We start from the raw sequence: 18,632 nt of genomic DNA, 5'->3' as shown, positions 1-18,632 counted from the left end.
GTACGACACCTCGTCCCGGACAAGCGGTCAGGTGGGGCGGAACGCCCGTTGACGGTCCGTGAACTGCCTGCCGGATCAGGCCTGTTGCCCGTCCTGCGCGGCCTGTTCGACCTGGCCGTCCTGGTGCGTGTCGACCAGGGAGAGCGCCTCGTCGAGGCTGTCCGACACCGGCACCGTGATGCTCACGCCCGTCAGGTCCAGGATCCGCCGCACCGCCGGGGTGGGCGAGATGATGTGCACGCTGCCCGGGATGCCGCGGGCCTGCTGGTACACCCGCACGATGATGTTCATCCCGGACGAGTCCATGAACGGGACGGCCGACATGTCGATCAGGAAGTGCCGTCGGCCGTGGTGGAGCTGGTTGGCCAGATGGTGCTGGAACTCCGTTGCGGTGTCTACGTCCAAGTAGCCCTCGACCGCGATCAGGGCGACGTCCTCCCGGGGCAGGGTGACCTCGACGGCCAAGGGGTTCTGGGCAATGGACACAAGTACCTCCACAAAATGCTTACGGCAGGGCTGGTTACCCCTGTGGTCGACTTCGATGCGCATCGGCTCCGGCGGTGTCCCGTGATCAAACTCTCATCGGTCCGGCGGGCGCCGGGCGGCCTTCTTCGCAGGTCCGTGCCACGTCCCGCGCCTGCCGCATCTCATCTCGAGCGTCCTCCCGCCTCCGGTCGTCGTATGCCACCGCGGGACGCGTTTACCCCCGAATGCACGCGGTATGCGAGAGAGCTGCGAAGGCCCCGTCGCCCCATCGCCACACCTGTGACACGGTGGGGGGAGCCCACACGGCCCGGCAACCGGGCCGGCCCGCCCCGACGAGAGGGGCCCCGATGACGAGGGGTGCACACGTCACACTGTGCCGAGACGCTACGGCGGCCCTGCTGACGGTCGACACCGACATCGACGGCGAATCCCGCCGGCGGCTCGAGTCCGCCGTCGACGACCTGCCCGCCACTGTCCGCGAACTCACCCTGGACCTGGGCCATGTGGTCTTCGCGGACAGCGCGGTCCTCTATCTGATCCACGGCATGCAGCGAGCCGCCGACCACAACGGCGGGCGGCTGTGGGTGGCGGGGCTGACCGGGCAGCCCCGCACAGTGCTGCGGCACGCCGCACAGCTGTGGCCCGAGGCCCACTGGGACTCGTATCTGCGGGCCTCCTGATCCCTTCGCCGTCCCGTCGGGCCCGGACCGTCAGCCGACCCGGATGCCGATGAGGCACGTGTCGTCGTCCGTGTCCGACCTGCTGTAGGTGAGCAGACGGTCCAGCTGCTGGTCGAGTGCTTTGGGCGCCGTACGGGCGGTGGTCAGCAGGTGGCCCAGCGACTCCTCCACGGAACGGTCCCGACGCTCGATCAGGCCGTCGGTGTACATCAACAAGGTGTCCCCGGACGCCAGTTGGATCTCGGTCTCCTCATAGACCGCCTCGGGAACGGCACCGAGCAGCAGCCCCTTCACCAGGGGCAGCGGCGCGGCCTCCGCTCCACGCACCAGCACGGGCGGGAGGTGACCCGCCCGGGCCCAGCGCAGGGTGTGCCGCTCGGGGTCGTACAGGCCGCAGATCGCCGTGGCGGTGACGGCACCGGTGAGGTGGTGCGCCACGATGTTCAGCCACGCCAGCAGCTGGCCCGGCCCGGCACCGGTGACGGCCAGTCCGCGCAGCGCGTTGCGCAGCACGACCATGCTGGTGGCCGCCTCTATCCCGTGGCCCGCCACATCTCCGACGCACACCAGCACCATGCCCGACGGGAGCACCACCGCGTCGTACCAGTCGCCGCCGACGAGCTGCTCGGTCTCCGCGGGCCGGTAGCGGACGCCCACCTGGAGGTCGGGGACCTTCAGGGGCGCCTGCGTGGGCGGCATGATGGCGTGCTGCAACTGCAGGGTCAGCCGGTTGCGTTCGGTGGCCTGCTGTTCGGTGTGCGCGAGCTGGTCCCGGGTGGCCGCGAGCGCGACCTCGGTCCAGTGCTGCGCCGAGATGTCCTGGTAGGCGCCGCGGACGGCGAACAACCGGCCGTCCGTGTCGAGCACCGGTTCGGCGACGACCCGGATGTGCCGGGTCACCCCGTCGGGCCGCTGCAGCCGGAACGCCGTGGACGCGGGCCGCCGCCGGTGCAGCAGCGTGCGCAGGAACCGGCGGATGGCCTCGGTGTCGTCCGGGTGGGCGTGGGCGGGCAGTTCCTCCAGTGGCACCGGGGTGCCCGACGAGGAGCGGCCGTACAGGTCGAAGAGCTGACCGTTCCAGGTGATCTCGGCGGTGAGCAGGTTCTCCTCGAACCCGCCGATCCGGCCGAGCCGCTGTGCGTGCTGCAGCAGGCTGGCCAGCCGGGCGGCCTCGTCCTCGATACGCCACAGCAGAAGGAGGCCGCTGCCGTGCCGGCTGATGCTGATGTCGGCGACGGCCGAGAGCGGGACCTGGTCGACCAGGGCGGTGAGGTTCATCCGTCGCGCGCGGAACGGCTCACCCGTCGCGTACACCCGCTCGACACGCTGGAAGAGCTCGCTCTCCCCGGCGGCCATCGGGTAGGCCTCCAGCAGCAGGGCACCGTTGACGACGGCGCGCGGCCGGCCCGCGGGATCGAGGAACCGGCTGTTCACATGCTGGATGCGGAAGTCCACCAGGTTGCCGGAGTCGTCGAGGTGCGGCACGAGGACCAGTGCGGGGTCGTGCAGCCCGTCGGCCAGGTCCATGAGCTCCGCCGCGTCCGGCAGCACCCGAGGGTCCTGCCCGCAACCGGGCGCCTGGGCGTGCGTCTCCAGGGTGTGCGCGCACAGCTCGGCCAGGGCCTCCACCTGGCGGACGATCCGCTGCGGCTGGGGGGCCAGCGGCGTGGGCCAGGCGATCTCCAGGACGCCGTGGACGCGTCCGCCGGTCCCGGCGGGCAGCGCGACCCGGCCGCCGTCCGGATGGTGGTGCCGGCCGATGCTGGGCAGCCCGGTGTGCGCGAGGGACGTGATCCAGTGCCCCCCGCGCTCGGTGAGGCCGCGCCGCGCCACCGTCGCCACGTCCGGCGGCACATAGCGCCAGCGCGCCGCCTCGGCCGGGGAGAAGCCGGCGCTGCCCGCCAGGGTGAGGGACCCGTCGGGGCCCGCCGCCCAGATGGCCACGGCCACCGCCCCGAGCGGCTGCAGAGCCTGCTGTAACAGCGAGTCGGCGACCGACTGGGCGTCGTCCGCGGCCAGCGCACCGCTCTCGGCGGCCCGCAGACGTACCGCCGGGGACTCGCCCTCCGGTTCCGGGGCTCCCGAGGCGGCGGCGAGGAAGGCCTCGGTGACCTCGGACATCTTGTCCCGGGCGGCCTGGTTGATCACCTCGACCGCGAACTCCAGGGGCGTGACCTTGGCCTGTTCGGCCAGCTCGGTGAGCTGGCGGGCGGCCTGCGCGGGCCCGCACTGCAGCCGCTCGACCAGGATGCCCTTGGCGAGTTCGATCAGGGCACGCCCCTCGGACTCCGCCTGGGCGGCCAGGACCTCGCGCCGCAGCCGCTCGACGGTCGCGGCCAGCCTGCCCACGGGGGAGGCGGCTTCCATGGATACCTCCGCGTCTTCGTACTCGTGCGGATGCGCGGAGCTCGGTGGCCTCATGCGAGCAACCACCGGCGGACGCAATCCATCAGGTCCTGGGTGTCCACAGGCTTGGTGACGTAGTCACTGGCCCCCGAGGCGAGGGACTTCTCACGGTCGCCGGGCATCGCCTTCGCGGTGACGGCGATGATGGGCAACTCGGCGTACTGCGGCATCCCGCGGATCTCGGCCGTGGCCGTGTACCCGTCCATCTCCGGCATCATCACGTCCATCAGGACGAGGACCACGTCCGGGTTGTCGACCAGGGTCTCGATGCCCTTGCGGCCGTTGTCGGCGTGCAGCACCCGGAATCCGTGCAGTTCGAGGATCCCGCTGAGCGCGAAGAGGTTGCGCGCGTCGTCGTCCACGACGAGCACCGTACGGCCGGCGAACAGGTCGTCGACCGGCTGGGCCGTCGGCTGCTGCGGTTCCTCGGGGCGGACCAGGGACAACACGTCCCCGGGTTCCTCGGCCGAGAGGTGCAGCGCGATGCGTTCACGCAGTTCGTCCAGGCTGGACAGGAACTCCAGTGTCCCGCCCTCCGCGCGGGATCGCAGCGCCTCCTCCAGGGCGAGGTCGGCGCGATGCCCGCTGTGCACCAGCACCGGGACGCTCGCCAGCGCGGAGTCGCCCCGCAGGGCCTCCAGGAACCGGGAGGCCTCACCGTCGGGCATGCCCAGTTCGAGTACGACGCAGTGGCACGGCTCGTCGGCCAGGGCGCCCGCGGCCTCCTGGGCGCCGACGGCGGTGATGACGTCGACGGCCGCCCCCGGGCCGTTTCCGCCCCGGCCGTGGGCCACGTCCGCGACCACGCTCTCGGCGACCAGGGTCAGCAGCCCGCGAGCGCGCTCCTCCACCACCAGCAGCCGCCGCCGGCGCTGCGCGGTCCCGGCCGGCGCACCGCCGAGCGGGAGCCGGGCGGCCGAGGCGTCGAGGGAAAGCAGGGTGTCCGGCTCCTTCTCGAAGGACCGGGCGCTGCCCAGCAGCTCCCCGAAGTCGGGACGGGCCACCGGCAGGAACAGCGTGAACGTACTGCCCTGGCCGGGGGTGCTGTCCACCGTGACCGCGCCACCGAGCAGATGGGCGATCTCCCGGGTGATGGACAGACCGAGACCGGTACCCCCGTACTTGCGGCTCGTCGTGCCGTCTGCCTGCTGGAACGCCCCGAAGATCGTCTCCAGTTGCTGCTCCGGGATGCCGATGCCCGTGTCCTTCACACGGAAGGCCACGATGGTGCTGCTGCGCAGCACCCCGCTCGGCACCTCGTCGTCGGAAGCGGGTTCGATGCGCAGATCCACAGTGCCCTGTTCGGTGAACTTGACCGCGTTGGACAGCAGGTTGCGCAGCACCTGGCGCAGGCGGGACTCGTCGGTCAGCAGGTCCGCCGGCGCGCCGGGCGCCGTGGTCACCGCGAAGTCCAGGCTCTTCTGCGTCGTCATCGGCCGGAAGGTGGCCTCCACGTACTCGATGAGCTGGCGCAGGGAGACGACCTCCGGTGCGACGTCCATCTTTCCGGCCTCGACCTTCGACAGGTCGAGGATGTCGTTGATCAGCTGGAGCAGGTCCGAGCCCGCGGAGTGGATGATGCCCGCGTACTCGACCTGCTTCGGAGTGAGGTTGCGCGAGGGGTTCTGGGCGAGCAGCTGGGCGAGGATCAGCAGACTGTTGAGCGGAGTGCGCAGCTCGTGGCTCATGTTCGCCAGGAACTCCGACTTGTACTTCGAGGCCAGCGACAACTGCTGAGCGCGGGCTTCCAGTTCCTGCCGGGCCTGCTCGATCTGCAGGTTCTTCGCCTCGATGTCCTGGTTCTGCGCCACCAGAAGCGAGGCTTTCTCCTCCAGCTCCTCGTTGGAGCGCTGCAGTTCCTCCTGCTGCGTCTGCAGCTCGGCCGACCTGGCCTGGAGCTCGGCCGTCAGGCGTTGCGACTCGCCCAGCAGCTCGTCGGTCCGGGCGTTGGCCACGATCGTGTTCAGGTTGACGCCGATGGTCTCCATCAGCTGTTCCAGGAAGTCCCGGTGGATCTGATGGAAGGCTGTGACGGAGGCCAGCTCGATCACGCCGAGGACCTGGCCCTCGACCACGATGGGCAGCAGGACGAGCGCGCTCGGCACCACCTGACCGAGCCCCGAGGAGATGGCCACGTAGCCGGCCGGCAGTTCGTCCACCGTGATGGCGCGGCGGCTGCGCGCCGCCTGCCCGACCAGGCTGCGGCCGAAGGCGATCCGGGTGGGCCGGGTGTCGTCGTCGGGGCGGCCGTAGGAGCCGACGAGCCGCAGTTCGGGGCCGTTGTCCCCGTCCTCCGCGAGGTAGAACGCGCCGTACTGGGCCGACACCAGCGGCACCATCTCGTCCATGATCAGCTCGGCCACGACGGGCAGGTCGCGGTGGCCCTGCATCAGGCCGGTGATCCGGGCGAGGTTCGTCTTGAGCCAGTCCTGCTCCTTGTTGGCCCGGGTGGTCTCGCGCAGGGACCCGACCATGGAGTTGATGTTGTCCTTGAGCTCGGCGACCTCGCCGGACGCCTCCACCCTGATCGAGCGCGTCAGGTCGCCCTCGGCGACGGCGCTCGCCACCTCGGCGATCGCGCGCACCTGTCGGGTCAGGTTGCCCGCGAGTTCGTTCACGTTCTCGGTCAGACGCTTCCAGGTGCCCGAGACACCCTCGACCTCGGCCTGTCCGCCCAGTCGTCCCTCGGTGCCGACCTCGCGGGCGACGCGGGTGACCTCGTCGGCGAAGGCGGAGAGCTGGTCGACCATCGTGTTGATCGTCGTCTTGAGTTCGAGGATCTCGCCGCGGGCGTCCACGTCGATCTTCTTCGACAGGTCGCCCTTGGCCACCGCGGTGGTCACCAGCGCGATGTTGCGCACCTGGCCGGTGAGGTTGTTCGCCATCGAGTTGACGTTGTCGGTCAGGTCCTTCCAGGTGCCGGCCACGTTCGGCACATGGGCCTGTCCGCCCAGTCGTCCCTCGGTGCCGACCTCGCGGGCGACGCGGGTGACCTCGTCGGCGAACGCGGACAGGGTGTCGACCATGGTGTTGATCACGTCCGCCAGGGCCGCCACCTCGCCCTTGGCCTCGACCGTGATCTTCTGCGACAGGTCGCCCCGGGCCACGGCGGTGGCGACCTGGGCGATGGAACGGACCTGCCCGGTCAGGTTCGACGCCATCACGTTGACGTTGTCCGTGAGGTCCTTCCAGGTGCCCGAGACGCCCCGGACCTGGGCCTGTCCGCCGAGGTTTCCGGCGGTGCCGACCTCGCGGGCGACGCGGGTGACCTCCTCGGCGAACGACGACAACTGGTCGACCATCGTGTTGATGGTGTTCTTGAGTTCGAGGATCTCGCCGCGGGCGTCGACGGTGATCTTCTGGGAGAGGTCGCCCTTCGCCACCGCCGTTGCCACCTGGGCGACGTTGCGGACCTGGTCGGTGAGGTTGCCCGCCATGAAGTTCACCGAGTCGGTGAGGTCCCGCCAGGTGCCCTTGACCCCTTTGACGTCGGCCTGTCCGCCGAGTCGGCCTTCGGTGCCGACCTCGCGGGCGACGCGGGTGACCTCGTCGGCGAAGGCGGAGAGCTGGTCGACCATCGTGTTGATGGTGTTCTTGAGTTCGAGGATCTCGCCGCGGGCGTCGACGGTGATCTTCTGGGAGAGGTCGCCCTTCGCCACCGCCGTCGTCACCTGGGCGATGGAGCGGACCTGGCTCGTGAGGTTGCCCGCCATGTGGTTCACGGAGTCCGTCAGGTCCCGCCAGACACCGGCCACCCCGGGCACCTGCGCCTGTCCGCCGAGGCGCCCCTCGCTGCCGACCTCGCGGGCGACGCGGGTGACCTCGTCGGCAAAGGCGGAGAGCTGGTCGACCATCGTGTTGACGGTCTCCTTCAGCTGAAGGATCTCGCCCCGCGCGGGAACGTCGATCTTCTGCGACAGGTCACCCTTCGCCACCGCGGTGGCGACCTGTGCGATGTCGCGCACCTGTGTGGTCAGGTTGCCCGCCATGGCGTTGACCGAGTCCGTGAGATCGGCCCAGGTGCCCGAGACCCCCGGCACCTCCGCCTGTCCGCCCAGGGTGCCCTCGGTGCCGACCTCGCGGGCCACCCTCGTGACCTCGGAGGTGAACACGGACAACTGGTCCACCATGCCGTTGAACACGGTGGCGATGTCGCCCATGAGGCCCTGCCCGTCGTCCGGGAGACGGGTGCCGAAGTCACCGTCCCGCACGGCCGTCAAGCCGGCCAGGAGCTGTCTCAGCTCGTCGTCCCCCGGGACCGCATCGGTGACCTCGGTGATGTTGCTGGTCATGCGCACCCCTCGTTCCGCTCCCCAAGAGCCCTCACGGACGAGGACTCGGAACCCCAGCCGGGCCGTCGGACGGCCCCCGCATGTCGTCTGTGCATTTGTGCGTTTCCGCAGTTCACGGATCCGCGTGATGAGAAAGACGACGCAGGCTAACCCACCCGGGAGTGGCAGACAAAGTGTCGCGTCACCTTGTGCTCCGTGCACGAAAAGCAGACGGGAAGCGTGCATACCCCCCTGCGGCAGGGGTACTCAGATCAGTTTCCTCCTCGGACCCCCACTGTGTTCCGTCTTTGTGGTGCGCTGCTCAGAATGCGAGCGCGGCTGGAGGGTAATTGCTGCTGTGGAACGGTCGGGAACACCGCCCGTATGCATGCTCATGACGTTCATCGGCTCGGGAAAGAAGAGGCAGCGTGGTCATCGACAGCATCTGGTCCTACACATCGGACAGCGGTCACATGGAGGGCCAGGACCTCACGGGCTGCACCGTGGTGGCGGAGGACGGCACCATCGGCCACGTGGACCGGCAGGCCGATCCGTCCGGGATGCGGCACCTGGTCGTCGACACCGGCGTCTGGATCTTCGGCCGCAGCGTTCTGGTGCCCGTAGGTGTCGTGACGGGCGTCGACGTCGCGGACCGGAAGATATCCCTGTCCTGCACCCGGGGCGAGGTGAAGGCGGAGCCCCGGTTCCGGACGGACAGCGAGACCATGGATCCGGACTATCTGGCGAGCGTCGGCGACTACTACCATCGGCTCCCGCCGCGCGAGACGACGACCATCACCTGACGCGGAGCGGCCGACCGTACGCGGGCGCATCGGCACTGGCAATCGGCACCGGCAATCGGCACCGTCATCGCAGGGCGGAAGCCGCACGGGGGATCCCGCCGAGACCCCGCCGCGGTCCGCATCGACCTGTTGCATGTCGTCTCCCGGCCACCCACGCTTTCCGGCACGGTGAGGGTGGCCGGCTCAGCTGTCCCGCCCACGCCCGACGGGGTCCGGCCGACCGTCCACGACCACGGTGAAATGGTGCCCGACGTGGCCTACGGTCCCGGCGCCCTGCCCGTCGGGCACCACCAGGGTGGGGTTCACCAGGGCAGGAAGACGTGGATCTCCTTGCCCCGGTCCTGGGTGACGACGCTGACCTGGTCGCACAGCGTGTGGATCAGGTGCCAGCCGATCCCGCCGCCACCATGACTGGGGTGGAAGGGGCGGGGCGCGGGTGGCGTGGTGTTGGTGTCCTCCATGACGATGTGGACGCCGTCGAACGTCCGGCGCATGCGCAACTCGAAGGGGCCCGGAGCGTACTGGACCGCGTTGGCGGCCAGCTCCGTGACAACCAGGAGAATGTCGTCCCAGTACTCCGGCGTGGCCGGTGGCGCGGTACGCGCCAGGCCGGAGAGGAATTTCTCCGCTTCCAGTCGCGCACCCGTCACATTGCGCAGCTCACCCGAGAAGCGGGTGCTGCGGCTCGGGATCTCCTTGGAAGCCAGCGCGTTGTCCCTATGCGGCTCGATTGCCATCTCGCCTTCCCGGCCCGGCGTCAGCAGGGCTGTAGTCCTTCCCCTTGCGCCCCCACGGTTTGCTAGTTCCCAGGGGGACGGAGCCTACGCGCCCGGACCCGATCGGACTGGTGGAGCGCGCGCCGTCGTCGGGTCTGTCCCCGCGGATCCGGGGCAGAGGGACCTGGTAGGAGACGACAAACGGAGGGTGACCCGTGCTCGCCATAGCAGCGGCAGTACTGTTCTTCATCGCGTTCCTGATCAACGCCGCCGAGATCTCGACCAACGACGTCTTCACGTCGACGAACGTGATGCTCCTCGGTCTGACCGTGCTGGCCCTTCACCTCGCGGGCGTCGGTACCTCGTGGGCGGCCCGCGGACGCAGGCGCTGACGAATCCCCGGTAAACGGAATTGAGCATTTCGGTCCCGACAACTCGCCGGTATGTATGGCGTATTGGGGGGAACTCGCAGGGTGATCCAAGAATCCGACTCCGGGAGAATCTGATGACGAGTTACGGCAGTTCCTCTGCCGCGTCCTCCAGGTCACGCACCAATGGTCTGGCCATCGCGAGCCTCATCTGCGGAATCATCGGACTGATCTTCTTCAATGTGATTCTCGGCCCGATAGCGATCGTGCTGGGTGCCGTCGGAATACGTCAGGCACCGGCCAAGGGCGGGGCGGGAATGGCGAAGGCCGGAATCATTCTCGGCATCGTCGACCTGGTCCTCTTCGGAGTCATGTTCGCGCTGGCCGCGTCGAACGGCGGCTCCACCTGGTACATCGGAGGCTGACGCTCGTACCGGGGGATCGAAAGGGCGCAGGCGGGCCCCCCCGCCTGCGCCCTTTCATATGCCCTATCGGCCCTATCGGCCCTATCGGTTTCATCGGCACAGGGAGGCGGCCTTCCTGTGCTCCACACTCAGCGGAACACGTTGTCCACGTCGTCCCAGGCCGCCGGCTCGTCCGGAACCTGGACGTGCCCGGCGCGCGAGCGGGCCTGGTACATCGCGTCGATCTCGAAGGCGTACGTCCGTACGATGACGTCCCGGCGCAGCTTCATCGACGGCGTGAGTAATCCGCTGGCCAGGTCGAACGGCTCCGGCAGCACCCGGAACACGCGGATGGACTCCGAGCGCGACACCGCGCTGTTCGCCGCCGCCACCGCCCGCGTGATCTCCTCCCGCAGCGCGTTCTCCTCCCGGGCCTCCCGGCTCGGCGTCTCGCTCTGCGGGGACTGGACGGCACGCCAGTGCGCGAGGAACTCCGGGTCCAGCGTGATCAACGCCCCCACGCAGGGCCGGTTGTCGCCCACGACGACCGCCTGGTGGATGAGGGGATGCACCCGCAGCCGGTGTTCCAGCGCCGCCGGAGCGACACTCTTGCCGCTGCTGGTGACGATGATGTCCTTCTTGCGGCCGGTGATCGTCAGATAGCCCTCGGGATCCAGCCGCCCCAGGTCCCCGGTGGCCAGCCAGCCGCCGGGCAGCGCGGCCCGCGACGCCGTTTCGTCGCCCACGTAGCCCTGGAACACCGACGGCCCGCGCACCAGGATCTCCCCGTCGTCCGCCACTCGGATGTCCATGCCGGGCAGGGCCTGTCCGACGGTCCCGGACTTCTCCCGGCCCAGCGGCTGCATCGTGATCCCGCCGCTGGTCTCGGTCAGGCCGTACCCGTCGTGGACGTAGAGGCCGATGCCCTCGTAGAACAGCGAGAGCTCCTGGTTCAGGGTCGAGCCGCCTGACGTGGCCCGGCGGGCCCGGCCGCCGAGCGCGCCGCGCAGCCGCCGGTACACCGTCCGCTCGTAGAGAGCGTGCTGCAGTCGCAGGTCGAAGCCGGGGCCGGGTCCCTCGCCGAGCCGCTGCCGTTCGCAGGCCGCGGCGAAGTCCCGGGCCGTCTCGGCCGCCCGCTCGAACAGTGCGCCACGGCCCGACTGCTGGGCGGTGCGCAGGAAGTTCTTGTAGATCTTCTCGAGGACCGACGGCACGGCGTAGAAGTAGGTGGGACGGAAGGAGCGCAGCGCCGATGCCAGCGCCTCCTCGCTCACATCGGGCTGGTGCCCCATCAGCAGGCCGCCGCGCACGCACAGGACCTGGATCATGAGGCCGTACACATGGGAGAACGGCAGAAAGACCAGCACGGACCCCTGTTCTCCGGGCGGCGCCACCGTGTGCCCCCAGCCCGCCAGCAGGGTGTCGCACGGGCTGGCCAGACCGCGGTGGCTCAGTGCGCAGCCCAGCGGACGTCCCGACGTGCCGGAGGTGTAGGCGACGACCGCGGTGGAGTCCGGCAGCACGATGCGTCGCAACGAGTCGACCGTGGCCAGCGGGATGAACTCGCCCCGCCCTGCCAGTTCCTCCAGCGCTCCCGTGTCCAGTTGCCAGACGTGCCGCAGTTGTGGCAGGGACGCGCACACCGAGCCGACCGTCATCACCGCCTGCTCGTCCTCGACCAGGACGGCGACACAGCCGGCGTCCCGCAGGATCCACTCCACCTGGTCGCGCGAGGAGGTCGGATAGATCGGCACCACCTCGGCGCCCACCGCCCAGAGGGCGTAGCAGACGACCGTCCACTCGTACCGGGTCCGCGCCATGATCGCCACGCGGTGGCCCGGCGAGATCCCGCACGCGACCAGTCCCTTGGCCAGGCCCACGACCTCGTCCCGCAGCTTCGCGGCGGTCACTTCCTCCCAGCCGACGGACGCGGCGTCGGGACGGCGGGCGAGCATCGGCCGGTCGGGGTGGAGGGCGGCCGTCTCGAAAACGCTGTCGGCAAGCCCGCCCGTGGAGGGCGGGGCGATCGGGGGCGGGGGAACGACGTCGCGCATGCTGATCCTGACGTGTACGGGGTGTGACTCCGCCGACGAGCACGGTTATCTGCGGTGCTCGAATCTAGCCGAGACGACCGCGCGGGGTGTCCGGAACGTACAACTGACTGTCCACAATTGATCGCGCCGCGCTCGGGGGGCCCGGACCGCAGGAGGTACCCGAACCCTGATCCCGAGCCCCCGCGCACCACACCGGTCTCGAACAGCGTCGTAGCGCGTAGCGCGTACGGGTCCCGGTCAGGCCTGCGTGTGGCGCACGCACTCCGTGACGACGTCCGGCAGGCTCCCGGCCCGCTCCATCACCTCGCGCTGCACCCGGTCACCGCTGCCGCCGCGCAGCAGTTCGGCGCAGGTCTCGCGGGCCCGCTCCAGATCGCTGCTGTCGACGAGGGCGTCCTCGACGATCCTCGGTCGTACGACCCCGACTGCCCGCTCCGGAGCCGTTCGAACACCCCGTGTCGTCGCGCGGATCTCAGAAGGGGCGTGGTGTCAGCCAGACCGTCGCGAGCGGCGGCAGCGTCAGCCGCAGGGCTCCGTCCTCGGGCTCGATCGGATCGGGATGGGTGACACCGCCGCCGCCGTACTGTGCCGCGTCCGTGTTGAGGACCTCGTACCAGGTGTGTACGTCGTCCGGGACGCCGAGCCGGTAGTCGTGCCGCACGACGGGGGAGAAGTGGCACACGGCCAGCAACGGGACGCCCTCCGCGTCGTACCGCAGGAAGGCGAAGACGTTGTCCTCGGCCGCGTCGCCGACGACCCACCGGAAGCCGCCGGGGTCGGTGTCCCGCTGCCACAGTGCCGGGGTCCGCCGGTAGACCGTGTTGAGGTCGCGGACCAGGTCACGTACGCCCCGGTGGTCGGCCTGAGCCCCGTACTCCGGATCGAGCAGCCACCAGTCCGGGCCATGAGCCTCGGACCACTCCGCGCCCTGCGCGAACTCCTGGCCCATGAAGAGGAGTTGCTTGCCGGGGTGGGCCCACATGAAGCCGAGGTAGGCGCGGTGGTCGGCGCGTTGCTGCCACCAGTCGCCCGGCATCTTCGACACAAGGGCCTGTTTGCCGTGCACGACCTCGTCGTGGGAGATCGGCAGGACGTAGTTCTCGCTGTAGGCGTACACCATCGAGAACGTCATCTCGTGGTGGTGGTACTTGCGGTGCACCGGCTCGTGGCTCATGTAGTCGAGCGAGTCGTGCATCCAGCCCATGTTCCATTTCAGACCGAAGCCCAGGCCGCCGCTCTCGGTGGGCCGGGTGACCCCGTCCCAGGCGGTGGACTCCTCGGCGATGGTCACGACTCCCGGCACCCGCCGGTACACGGTGGCGTTCATCTCCTGGAGGAACGCCACCGCGTCCAGGTCCTCGCGGCCTCCGAACACGTTGGGTGTCCACTGCCCCGAGTCGCGTGAGTAGTCGAGGTAGAGCATCGAGGCGACGGCGTCCACCCGCAGTCCGTCGATGTGGAACTCCTCGCACCAGTACACGGCGTTGGCGACCAGGAAGTTGCGCACCTCGACCCGCCCGAAGTCGAACTCGTAGGTCCCCCAGTCGGGATGCTCCGCCCGCCGGTCGTCCCCCGGCTCGTACAGCGGCTCCCCGTCGAACCGGGCCAGCGCCCAGTCGTCCTTGGGGAAGTGCGCCGGCACCCAGTCCATGATCACGCCGAGACCGGCCCGGTGCAGGGCGTCGACCAGGTACCTGAAGTCGTCCGGGCCGCCCAGTCGCGCGGTCGGCGCGTAGTACGAGGTGACCTGATAGCCCCAGGAGCCTCCGAAGGGGTGCTCGGCGACCGGCATGAGCTCGACATGAGTGAAGCCCAGGTCCTTGACGTACGGCGGCAGTTCCTCGGCGAGGCGGCGGTAGGTCAGTCCCGGTCGCCAGGTCGGCAGATGGATTTCGTACACCGAGAACGGCGCCTGGTGCACGGGGAGGTCCCCACGGTGGGTCATCCACTCCTGGTCGCCCCACTCGTACCCCGAGGAGGTCACGATGGACGCCGTGTCGGGCGGCACCTCCGTGCGGCGTGCCATCGGGTCGGCCTTGAGGAACCGGCCGCCGTAGCGGGAGGTGATCTCGAACTTGTACCGGGTGCCCTCGGCGATGCCCGGCAGGAACAGCTCCCACACCCCGGACGCGCCGAGGGACCGCATCGGGAACGCCTGCCCGTCCCAGCACGTGAAGTCGCCGGCGACCCGTACCCCTCGGGCGTTCGGCGCCCACACCGTGAAGCGGGTGCCGGTCACGCCCTGGTGGGTCATCGGCTCGGCGCCCAGTGCCTTCCACAGCTGCTCGTGCCGGCCCTCACGGACGAGGTGGAGGTCGGTGTCGCCGAGCGCGGGCAGGAAGCGGTACGGGTCGTGCACCTCCTGCTCCGCGTCCGGGTACCCCACCAGCAGCGTGTACGAGGGGATCGCGGCCAGCGGCAGAGCGCCGCTGAAGAGTCCGTCGCCCTCCGAGGCGAGTCCTCTGGGCTCGCCGTCGATCACGATGCTCACCGCGCGGGCGCACGGGCGCAGCGCCCGGAAGACGATCCCGCCCGGGACCGGGTGGGCGCCGAGCAGCGCGTGCGGATCGTGATGGGCGCCCGCCAGCAGACGACCGCGGTCAGCGGGGTCCAGCGGCGGGGCCGCTGGGCACCGGGCGGGTCCGGAGGGCTCGGGCAGCGAGGTGTCGTCGTCGCGCAGGGCCACGGGTCAGTCTCCTCTCACGGCGAGACGCTCGATCGCCGCCATGGGCACGGGGAGCCAGTCCGGGCGGTGTCTGGCTTCGTAGAGGACTTCGTACACAGCTCGGTCGGTCTCGTAGGCACGCAGCAGTCCGTGCTTCTTGCGGGGGTCCCAGCCGGCCCGGGCCGCGTACCCGGCGCAGAACGCCTCCCGGCACCGGCGCGCCCACTCCGGACGCCAGGGGCGGCGCTGGCGGGCCGCGTAGTCGAAGGAGCGCAGCATGCCGGCGATGTCGCGTACGGGGGACTGGACGGTGCGCCGTTCGGCCAGCGGACGGGACGGCTCACCCTCGAAATCGATCACGAACCACTCGCGTCCCGCCCGCAGCACCTGCCCCAGGTGCAGATCTCCGTGGATGCGCTGGGCGGGCGGCCCCGGATCGCAGGCGACCAGCGCGCCGAAGGCGCCCCGCAGCCGGAGTACGAACGGCTTGAGGGCCGGTACGTAGTGCGCGGCGGAGTCCAGCCGCTCGGTCATCGCCGCCGCCGTACGGCCGCTCTCGTCGTGGACACCGGTGGGGAAGGCGGAGGCCAGCGCGAGGTGCACCTCGGCCGTGGCCCGCCCCAGCTCGCGTGCCTGTGCGGTGAAGTCGTCCCCGGTGGCGAGCGCGCGCATCGCCAGCGTCCAGCCGTCGGAGGCGTCCCGCAGATACGGCTGGAGCACGCCCAGCGTCGCCTCCTGCGGATGCGTGGTCCGGAACCAGGCCACCGGGGCGGGCACCCGGCGGCAGCCCTGCCCGGCCAGGGCGCCCGGCACCTCCAGGTCGGGGTTGATGCCGGGCTGGACGCGCCGGAAGAGCTTCAGGATGAACTCGTCGCCGTACACCAGCGAGGAGTTGGACTGCTCCGCGTCCAGCACCCGCGGCGGCAGCCCGGCCGGCACCGGCACGGACGGGTCGCACTCGAAGCGCAGCGGACCGGCCGAGCCCGGGCTCCGCAGCCGTTCCAGGAGCAGCTGCGTCGACCGGGGGTCCCGCAGGGCGTCGTAGACCGTCAGCCCCGCGAACGGTCCCTCCTCGGCCTGTCCGAGGAGCGCCCGGCCGAGCCGGGGCGAGAGGTGTTCGCGCACGCCGAGCAGCAGCTGGTAGCAGTCGCCGCCGGACGGGCCGCCGCCGAAGGCGGGCCCCGCCGTGTGACCGGTCCGCACCAGCAGGTGCAGACAACCCGGGAAGAGTTCGGTCATCGACAGCAGCCCGAGCTCCGTGACGGGCCGGTCCTTGCCCGCGAACCAGCGCTGCCGGGGCAGCCAGTCGCGCAGCAGGGAGCCGAGCGAGAGCATCGGGTCGGCGACGGCCGTGCGTCTGGGGCGGAGGAATGCGGTCTTCGGCATGGTGACGCGTCCTTTCGTCGGCACACGCTCAAAGTCGTCGACCGATGCGGGATGCCACTCGGGAGAGCCGGAACCAGTAGAAGCCGTGGCCGCCGAGGGTCAGCAGATACGGCAGTTCACCGATGGCCGGGAAGCGGACCCCGCCGAACAGCTCCACCGGATGCCGGCCGGTGAACTCCCGCAGATCGAGCTCCGTCGGCTGCGCGAACCGGGAGAAGTTGTTCACGCACAGCACGAGGTCCTCCCCGTTCTCCTCTGCCGAGGGTGCCTCCCGCAGGAAGGCCAGCACTGCCGGGTTGGACGACTGGAGCTCGGTGAAGGAGCCGAGGCCGAAGGCGTGGTTCTGTTTGCGGATCTCGATCATGCGGCGGGTCCAGTGCAGCAGCGAGGACGGCGACGCCATCGACGCCTCGACGTTCGTCACCTGGTGGCCGTAGACCGGGTCCATGATCGTGGGCAGGAACAGCCGCCCCGGATCGCTCGACGAGAACCCCGCGTTGCGGTCCGGGGTCCACTGCATCGGGGTGCGGACGGCGTCGCGGTCGCCGAGCCAGATGTTGTCGCCCATGCCGATCTCGTCGCCGTAGTAGAGGATCGGCGAGCCGGGCAGGGACAGCAGCAGGGCGGTGAACAGTTCGATCTGGTTGCGGTCGTTGTCGAGCAGGGGGGCGAGGCGCCGGCGGATGCCGATGTTGGCGCGCATGCGGGGGTCTTTGGCGTATTCCGCCCACATGTAGTCGCGTTCCTCGTCGGTGACCATTTCCAGGGTCAGCTCGTCGTGGTTGCGCAGGAAGATGCCCCACTGGCAGTTCGACGGGATCGCCGGAGTTTTGGCGAGGATCTCCGAGACGGGGTAGCGCGATTCCCGGCGTACCGCCATGAAGATCCTCGGCATGACCGGGAAATGAAAGGCCATATGGCATTCGTCACCGCCGGACCGGTAGTCGCCGAAGTAGTCGACGACGTCCTCCGGCCACTGGTTGGCCTCCGCCAGCAGCACCGTGTCCGGATACATCGCGTCGATTTCGCGTCGGACCCGTTTGAGGAACCCGTGGCTGGCGGGCAGGTTCTCGCAGTTGGTGCCTTCCTGCGCGTACAGGTACGGCACCGCGTCGAGCCGGAATCCGTCGATGCCGAGGTCAAGCCAGAAGCGCAGGGCGGCCAGGATCTCCTCCTGGACCGCCGGGTTCTGGTAGTTGAGGTCCGGCTGGTGGGAGAAGAAGCGGTGGAAGAAGTACTGCTGCCGGACGGGGTCGAAGGTCCAGTTGGAGGCTTCGGTGTCGACGAAGATGATCCGTGCGTCCTGGTACTGCTTGTCGTCGTCCGCCCACATGTAGTAGTCGCCGTAGGGGCCGTCGGGGTCGGCGCGGGACTCCTGGAACCACGGATGCTGGTCGCTGGTGTGGTTCATGACGAAGTCGATGATCACGCGCATGCCGCGCTGGTGGGCGGAGTCGACGAACTCCACGAAGTCGGCGAGGTCACCGAACTCCGGCAGGACGGCGGTGTAGTCCGAGACGTCGTAGCCACCGTCCCTGAGCGGGGACTTGAAGAACGGCGGCAGCCACAGACAGTCGACGCCCAGCCACTGCAGGTAGTCGAGTTTGGCGGTCAGACCCCTGAGGTCGCCCACGCCGTCGCCGTCGCTGTCCTGGAAGGAGCGGACCAGGACCTCGTAGAAGACGGCGCGTTTGAACCACTCCGGGTCCCGGTCTTTCGCGGGGGTGTCCTCGAAGGTGTCCGGTACGGGCTCGTTCACGGTCATGACGCGGGGGACCTTCCGATCTGCGGCGGGGCGGCCGTTCGCCGGACGTGGAACACATGCGCGGGCGCCCGGCCGGGCTCCAGCCGCACATAGTTGTTCCTGCTCCAGCGATAGGTCTCACCCGCCAGTTCGTCGTGCACGGACACGGACTCGTGCCCTTCCAGGCCGAGCCGCTCCATGTCCAACGAGACCGTGGCCTCCTGGGCGTGGTGCGGATCGAGATTGACGACCACCACAACGGTGTCCTGGCCCGAACGCTTGCTGTACGCGATCAGGCTGCCGTTGTCGGTGTGGTGGAAGTGGAGGTTCCTGAGCCGGTGCAGCGCGGGGTGGCGGCGCCGGATGGTGTTGAGGCGGGTGATGAGGGGGGCGATGCTGCGTCCCTCGCGTTCGGCTGTTTCCCAGTCGCGGGAGATGAGCTGGTATTTCTCGGAGTCGAGGTACTCCTCGCTGCCGTCCCTGACGGGGGTGTTCTCGCACAGTTCGTAGCCGCTGTAGATGCCCCAGGCCGGGGAGAGGGTGGCCGCGAGGACCGCGCGGACCTCGAAGGCGGGCCGGCCGCCGTGCTGGAGGTAGGCGTGCAGGATGTCGGGGGTGTTGGGGAAGAAGTTGGGCCGCATGTAGGCGG

Annotated in this window: 13 protein-coding genes and 1 pseudogene; 4 read left to right on the top strand and 10 right to left on the bottom strand. The window is 69.8% G+C overall.

Annotated features, from left to right (window positions below; genetic code table 11):
• Window positions 1-75: 75 nt before the first annotated feature.
• Window positions 76-486, bottom strand: a complete 411-nt coding sequence (locus M2271_RS36515) for an STAS domain-containing protein (protein ID WP_280891765.1) — start codon at window positions 484-486, stop codon at window positions 76-78.
• Between the two features lie 347 nt (window positions 487-833).
• On the opposite strand from M2271_RS36515, the gene M2271_RS36510 reads away from it, so the two are divergent.
• The gene (locus tag M2271_RS36510) at window positions 834-1,166 is read left to right on the top strand and encodes an STAS domain-containing protein (protein WP_280891764.1); all 333 of its coding nucleotides are present in this window, start codon (window positions 834-836) and stop codon (window positions 1,164-1,166) included.
• Window positions 1,167-1,196: 30 nt separating this feature from the next.
• On the opposite strand, the gene M2271_RS36505 is transcribed toward M2271_RS36510, so the two are convergent.
• Window positions 1,197-3,533, bottom strand: coding sequence for a SpoIIE family protein phosphatase (locus M2271_RS36505; protein WP_280891763.1), 2,337 nt, complete (start codon window positions 3,531-3,533; stop codon window positions 1,197-1,199).
• A gap of 50 nt (window positions 3,534-3,583) precedes the next feature.
• Complete coding sequence (locus M2271_RS36500; protein WP_280891762.1) at window positions 3,584-7,864, bottom strand: HAMP domain-containing protein; 4,281 nt, start codon at window positions 7,862-7,864, stop codon at window positions 3,584-3,586.
• A gap of 407 nt (window positions 7,865-8,271) precedes the next feature.
• Here M2271_RS36500 and M2271_RS36495 point away from each other — a divergent pair, with 407 nt between their 5' ends.
• The gene (locus tag M2271_RS36495) at window positions 8,272-8,646 is read left to right on the top strand and encodes a PRC-barrel domain-containing protein (RefSeq protein WP_280891761.1); all 375 of its coding nucleotides are present in this window, start codon (window positions 8,272-8,274) and stop codon (window positions 8,644-8,646) included.
• 302 nt (window positions 8,647-8,948) lie between these two features.
• Here the strand turns inward: M2271_RS36495 and M2271_RS36490 are convergent, their stop codons facing one another.
• A complete protein-coding gene (locus tag M2271_RS36490; RefSeq protein ID WP_280891760.1) occupies window positions 8,949-9,383 on the bottom strand; it encodes an ATP-binding protein in 435 nt (144 codons plus the stop codon).
• Between the two features lie 194 nt (window positions 9,384-9,577).
• Between M2271_RS36490 and M2271_RS36485 the strand changes: the two genes are divergently transcribed.
• Window positions 9,578-9,754 (top strand): hypothetical protein, encoded by a 177-nt coding sequence (locus tag M2271_RS36485; RefSeq protein WP_107056526.1) that lies wholly within the window; start codon window positions 9,578-9,580, stop codon window positions 9,752-9,754.
• Between the two features lie 113 nt (window positions 9,755-9,867).
• On the top strand, window positions 9,868-10,155 hold the full coding sequence (locus M2271_RS36480) for a DUF4190 domain-containing protein (RefSeq protein WP_280891759.1): 288 nt from the start codon (window positions 9,868-9,870) through the stop codon (window positions 10,153-10,155).
• Between the two features lie 128 nt (window positions 10,156-10,283).
• On the opposite strand, the gene M2271_RS36475 is transcribed toward M2271_RS36480, so the two are convergent.
• The 6 genes and pseudogenes from M2271_RS36475 to M2271_RS36450 form a co-directional block, all read right to left on the bottom strand.
• On the bottom strand, window positions 10,284-12,188 hold the full coding sequence (locus tag M2271_RS36475) for an AMP-dependent synthetase/ligase (protein ID WP_280891758.1): 1,905 nt from the start codon (window positions 12,186-12,188) through the stop codon (window positions 10,284-10,286).
• Between the two features lie 237 nt (window positions 12,189-12,425).
• Window positions 12,426-12,593: pseudogene (locus M2271_RS36470) on the bottom strand (carboxylate--amine ligase); the annotation flags it as partial.
• A gap of 67 nt (window positions 12,594-12,660) precedes the next feature.
• The gene (gene glgB / locus M2271_RS36465; RefSeq protein WP_280891757.1) at window positions 12,661-14,874 is read right to left on the bottom strand and encodes a 1,4-alpha-glucan branching enzyme; all 2,214 of its coding nucleotides are present in this window, start codon (window positions 14,872-14,874) and stop codon (window positions 12,661-12,663) included.
• Between the two features lie 3 nt (window positions 14,875-14,877).
• On the bottom strand, window positions 14,878-16,239 hold the full coding sequence (locus tag M2271_RS36460; protein ID WP_280891756.1) for a maltokinase: 1,362 nt from the start codon (window positions 16,237-16,239) through the stop codon (window positions 14,878-14,880).
• A gap of 28 nt (window positions 16,240-16,267) precedes the next feature.
• Window positions 16,268-18,004 carry a maltose alpha-D-glucosyltransferase gene (treS, locus tag M2271_RS36455; protein WP_280891755.1) on the bottom strand — a complete coding sequence of 579 codons (1,737 nt, stop codon included), beginning with the start codon at window positions 18,002-18,004 and terminating at the stop codon, window positions 16,268-16,270.
• The coding region (locus tag M2271_RS36450) for a DUF3459 domain-containing protein (protein ID WP_280891754.1) at window positions 18,001-18,632 on the bottom strand (632 nt) is incomplete at its 5' end. The genes treS and M2271_RS36450, both read right to left, overlap by 4 nt.

This window comes from Streptomyces sp. LBL, assembly GCF_029893585.1.
GTDB lineage: Bacteria > Actinomycetota > Actinomycetes > Streptomycetales > Streptomycetaceae > Streptomyces.
Note: the sequence above shows the minus strand (reverse complement) of the source record. Positions and strands in the feature narration are given on the sequence as shown.

What these genes read in the sequence shown, in the direction of transcription:
- M2271_RS36490 (WP_280891760.1), bottom strand. Translation starts at nt 9,383, where the DNA reads ATGGCAATCGAGCCGCATAGGGACAACGCGCTGGCTTCCAAGGAGATC.
- M2271_RS36480 (WP_280891759.1), top strand. Translation starts at nt 9,868, where the DNA reads ATGACGAGTTACGGCAGTTCCTCTGCCGCGTCCTCCAGGTCACGCACC.
- M2271_RS36510 (WP_280891764.1), top strand. Translation starts at nt 834, where the DNA reads ATGACGAGGGGTGCACACGTCACACTGTGCCGAGACGCTACGGCGGCC.
- M2271_RS36460 (WP_280891756.1), bottom strand. Translation starts at nt 16,239, where the DNA reads ATGCCGAAGACCGCATTCCTCCGCCCCAGACGCACGGCCGTCGCCGAC.
- M2271_RS36500 (WP_280891762.1), bottom strand. Translation starts at nt 7,864, where the DNA reads ATGACCAGCAACATCACCGAGGTCACCGATGCGGTCCCGGGGGACGAC.
- M2271_RS36505 (WP_280891763.1), bottom strand. Translation starts at nt 3,533, where the DNA reads ATGGAAGCCGCCTCCCCCGTGGGCAGGCTGGCCGCGACCGTCGAGCGG.
- treS (WP_280891755.1), bottom strand. Translation starts at nt 18,004, where the DNA reads ATGACCGTGAACGAGCCCGTACCGGACACCTTCGAGGACACCCCCGCG.
- M2271_RS36475 (WP_280891758.1), bottom strand. Translation starts at nt 12,188, where the DNA reads ATGCGCGACGTCGTTCCCCCGCCCCCGATCGCCCCGCCCTCCACGGGC.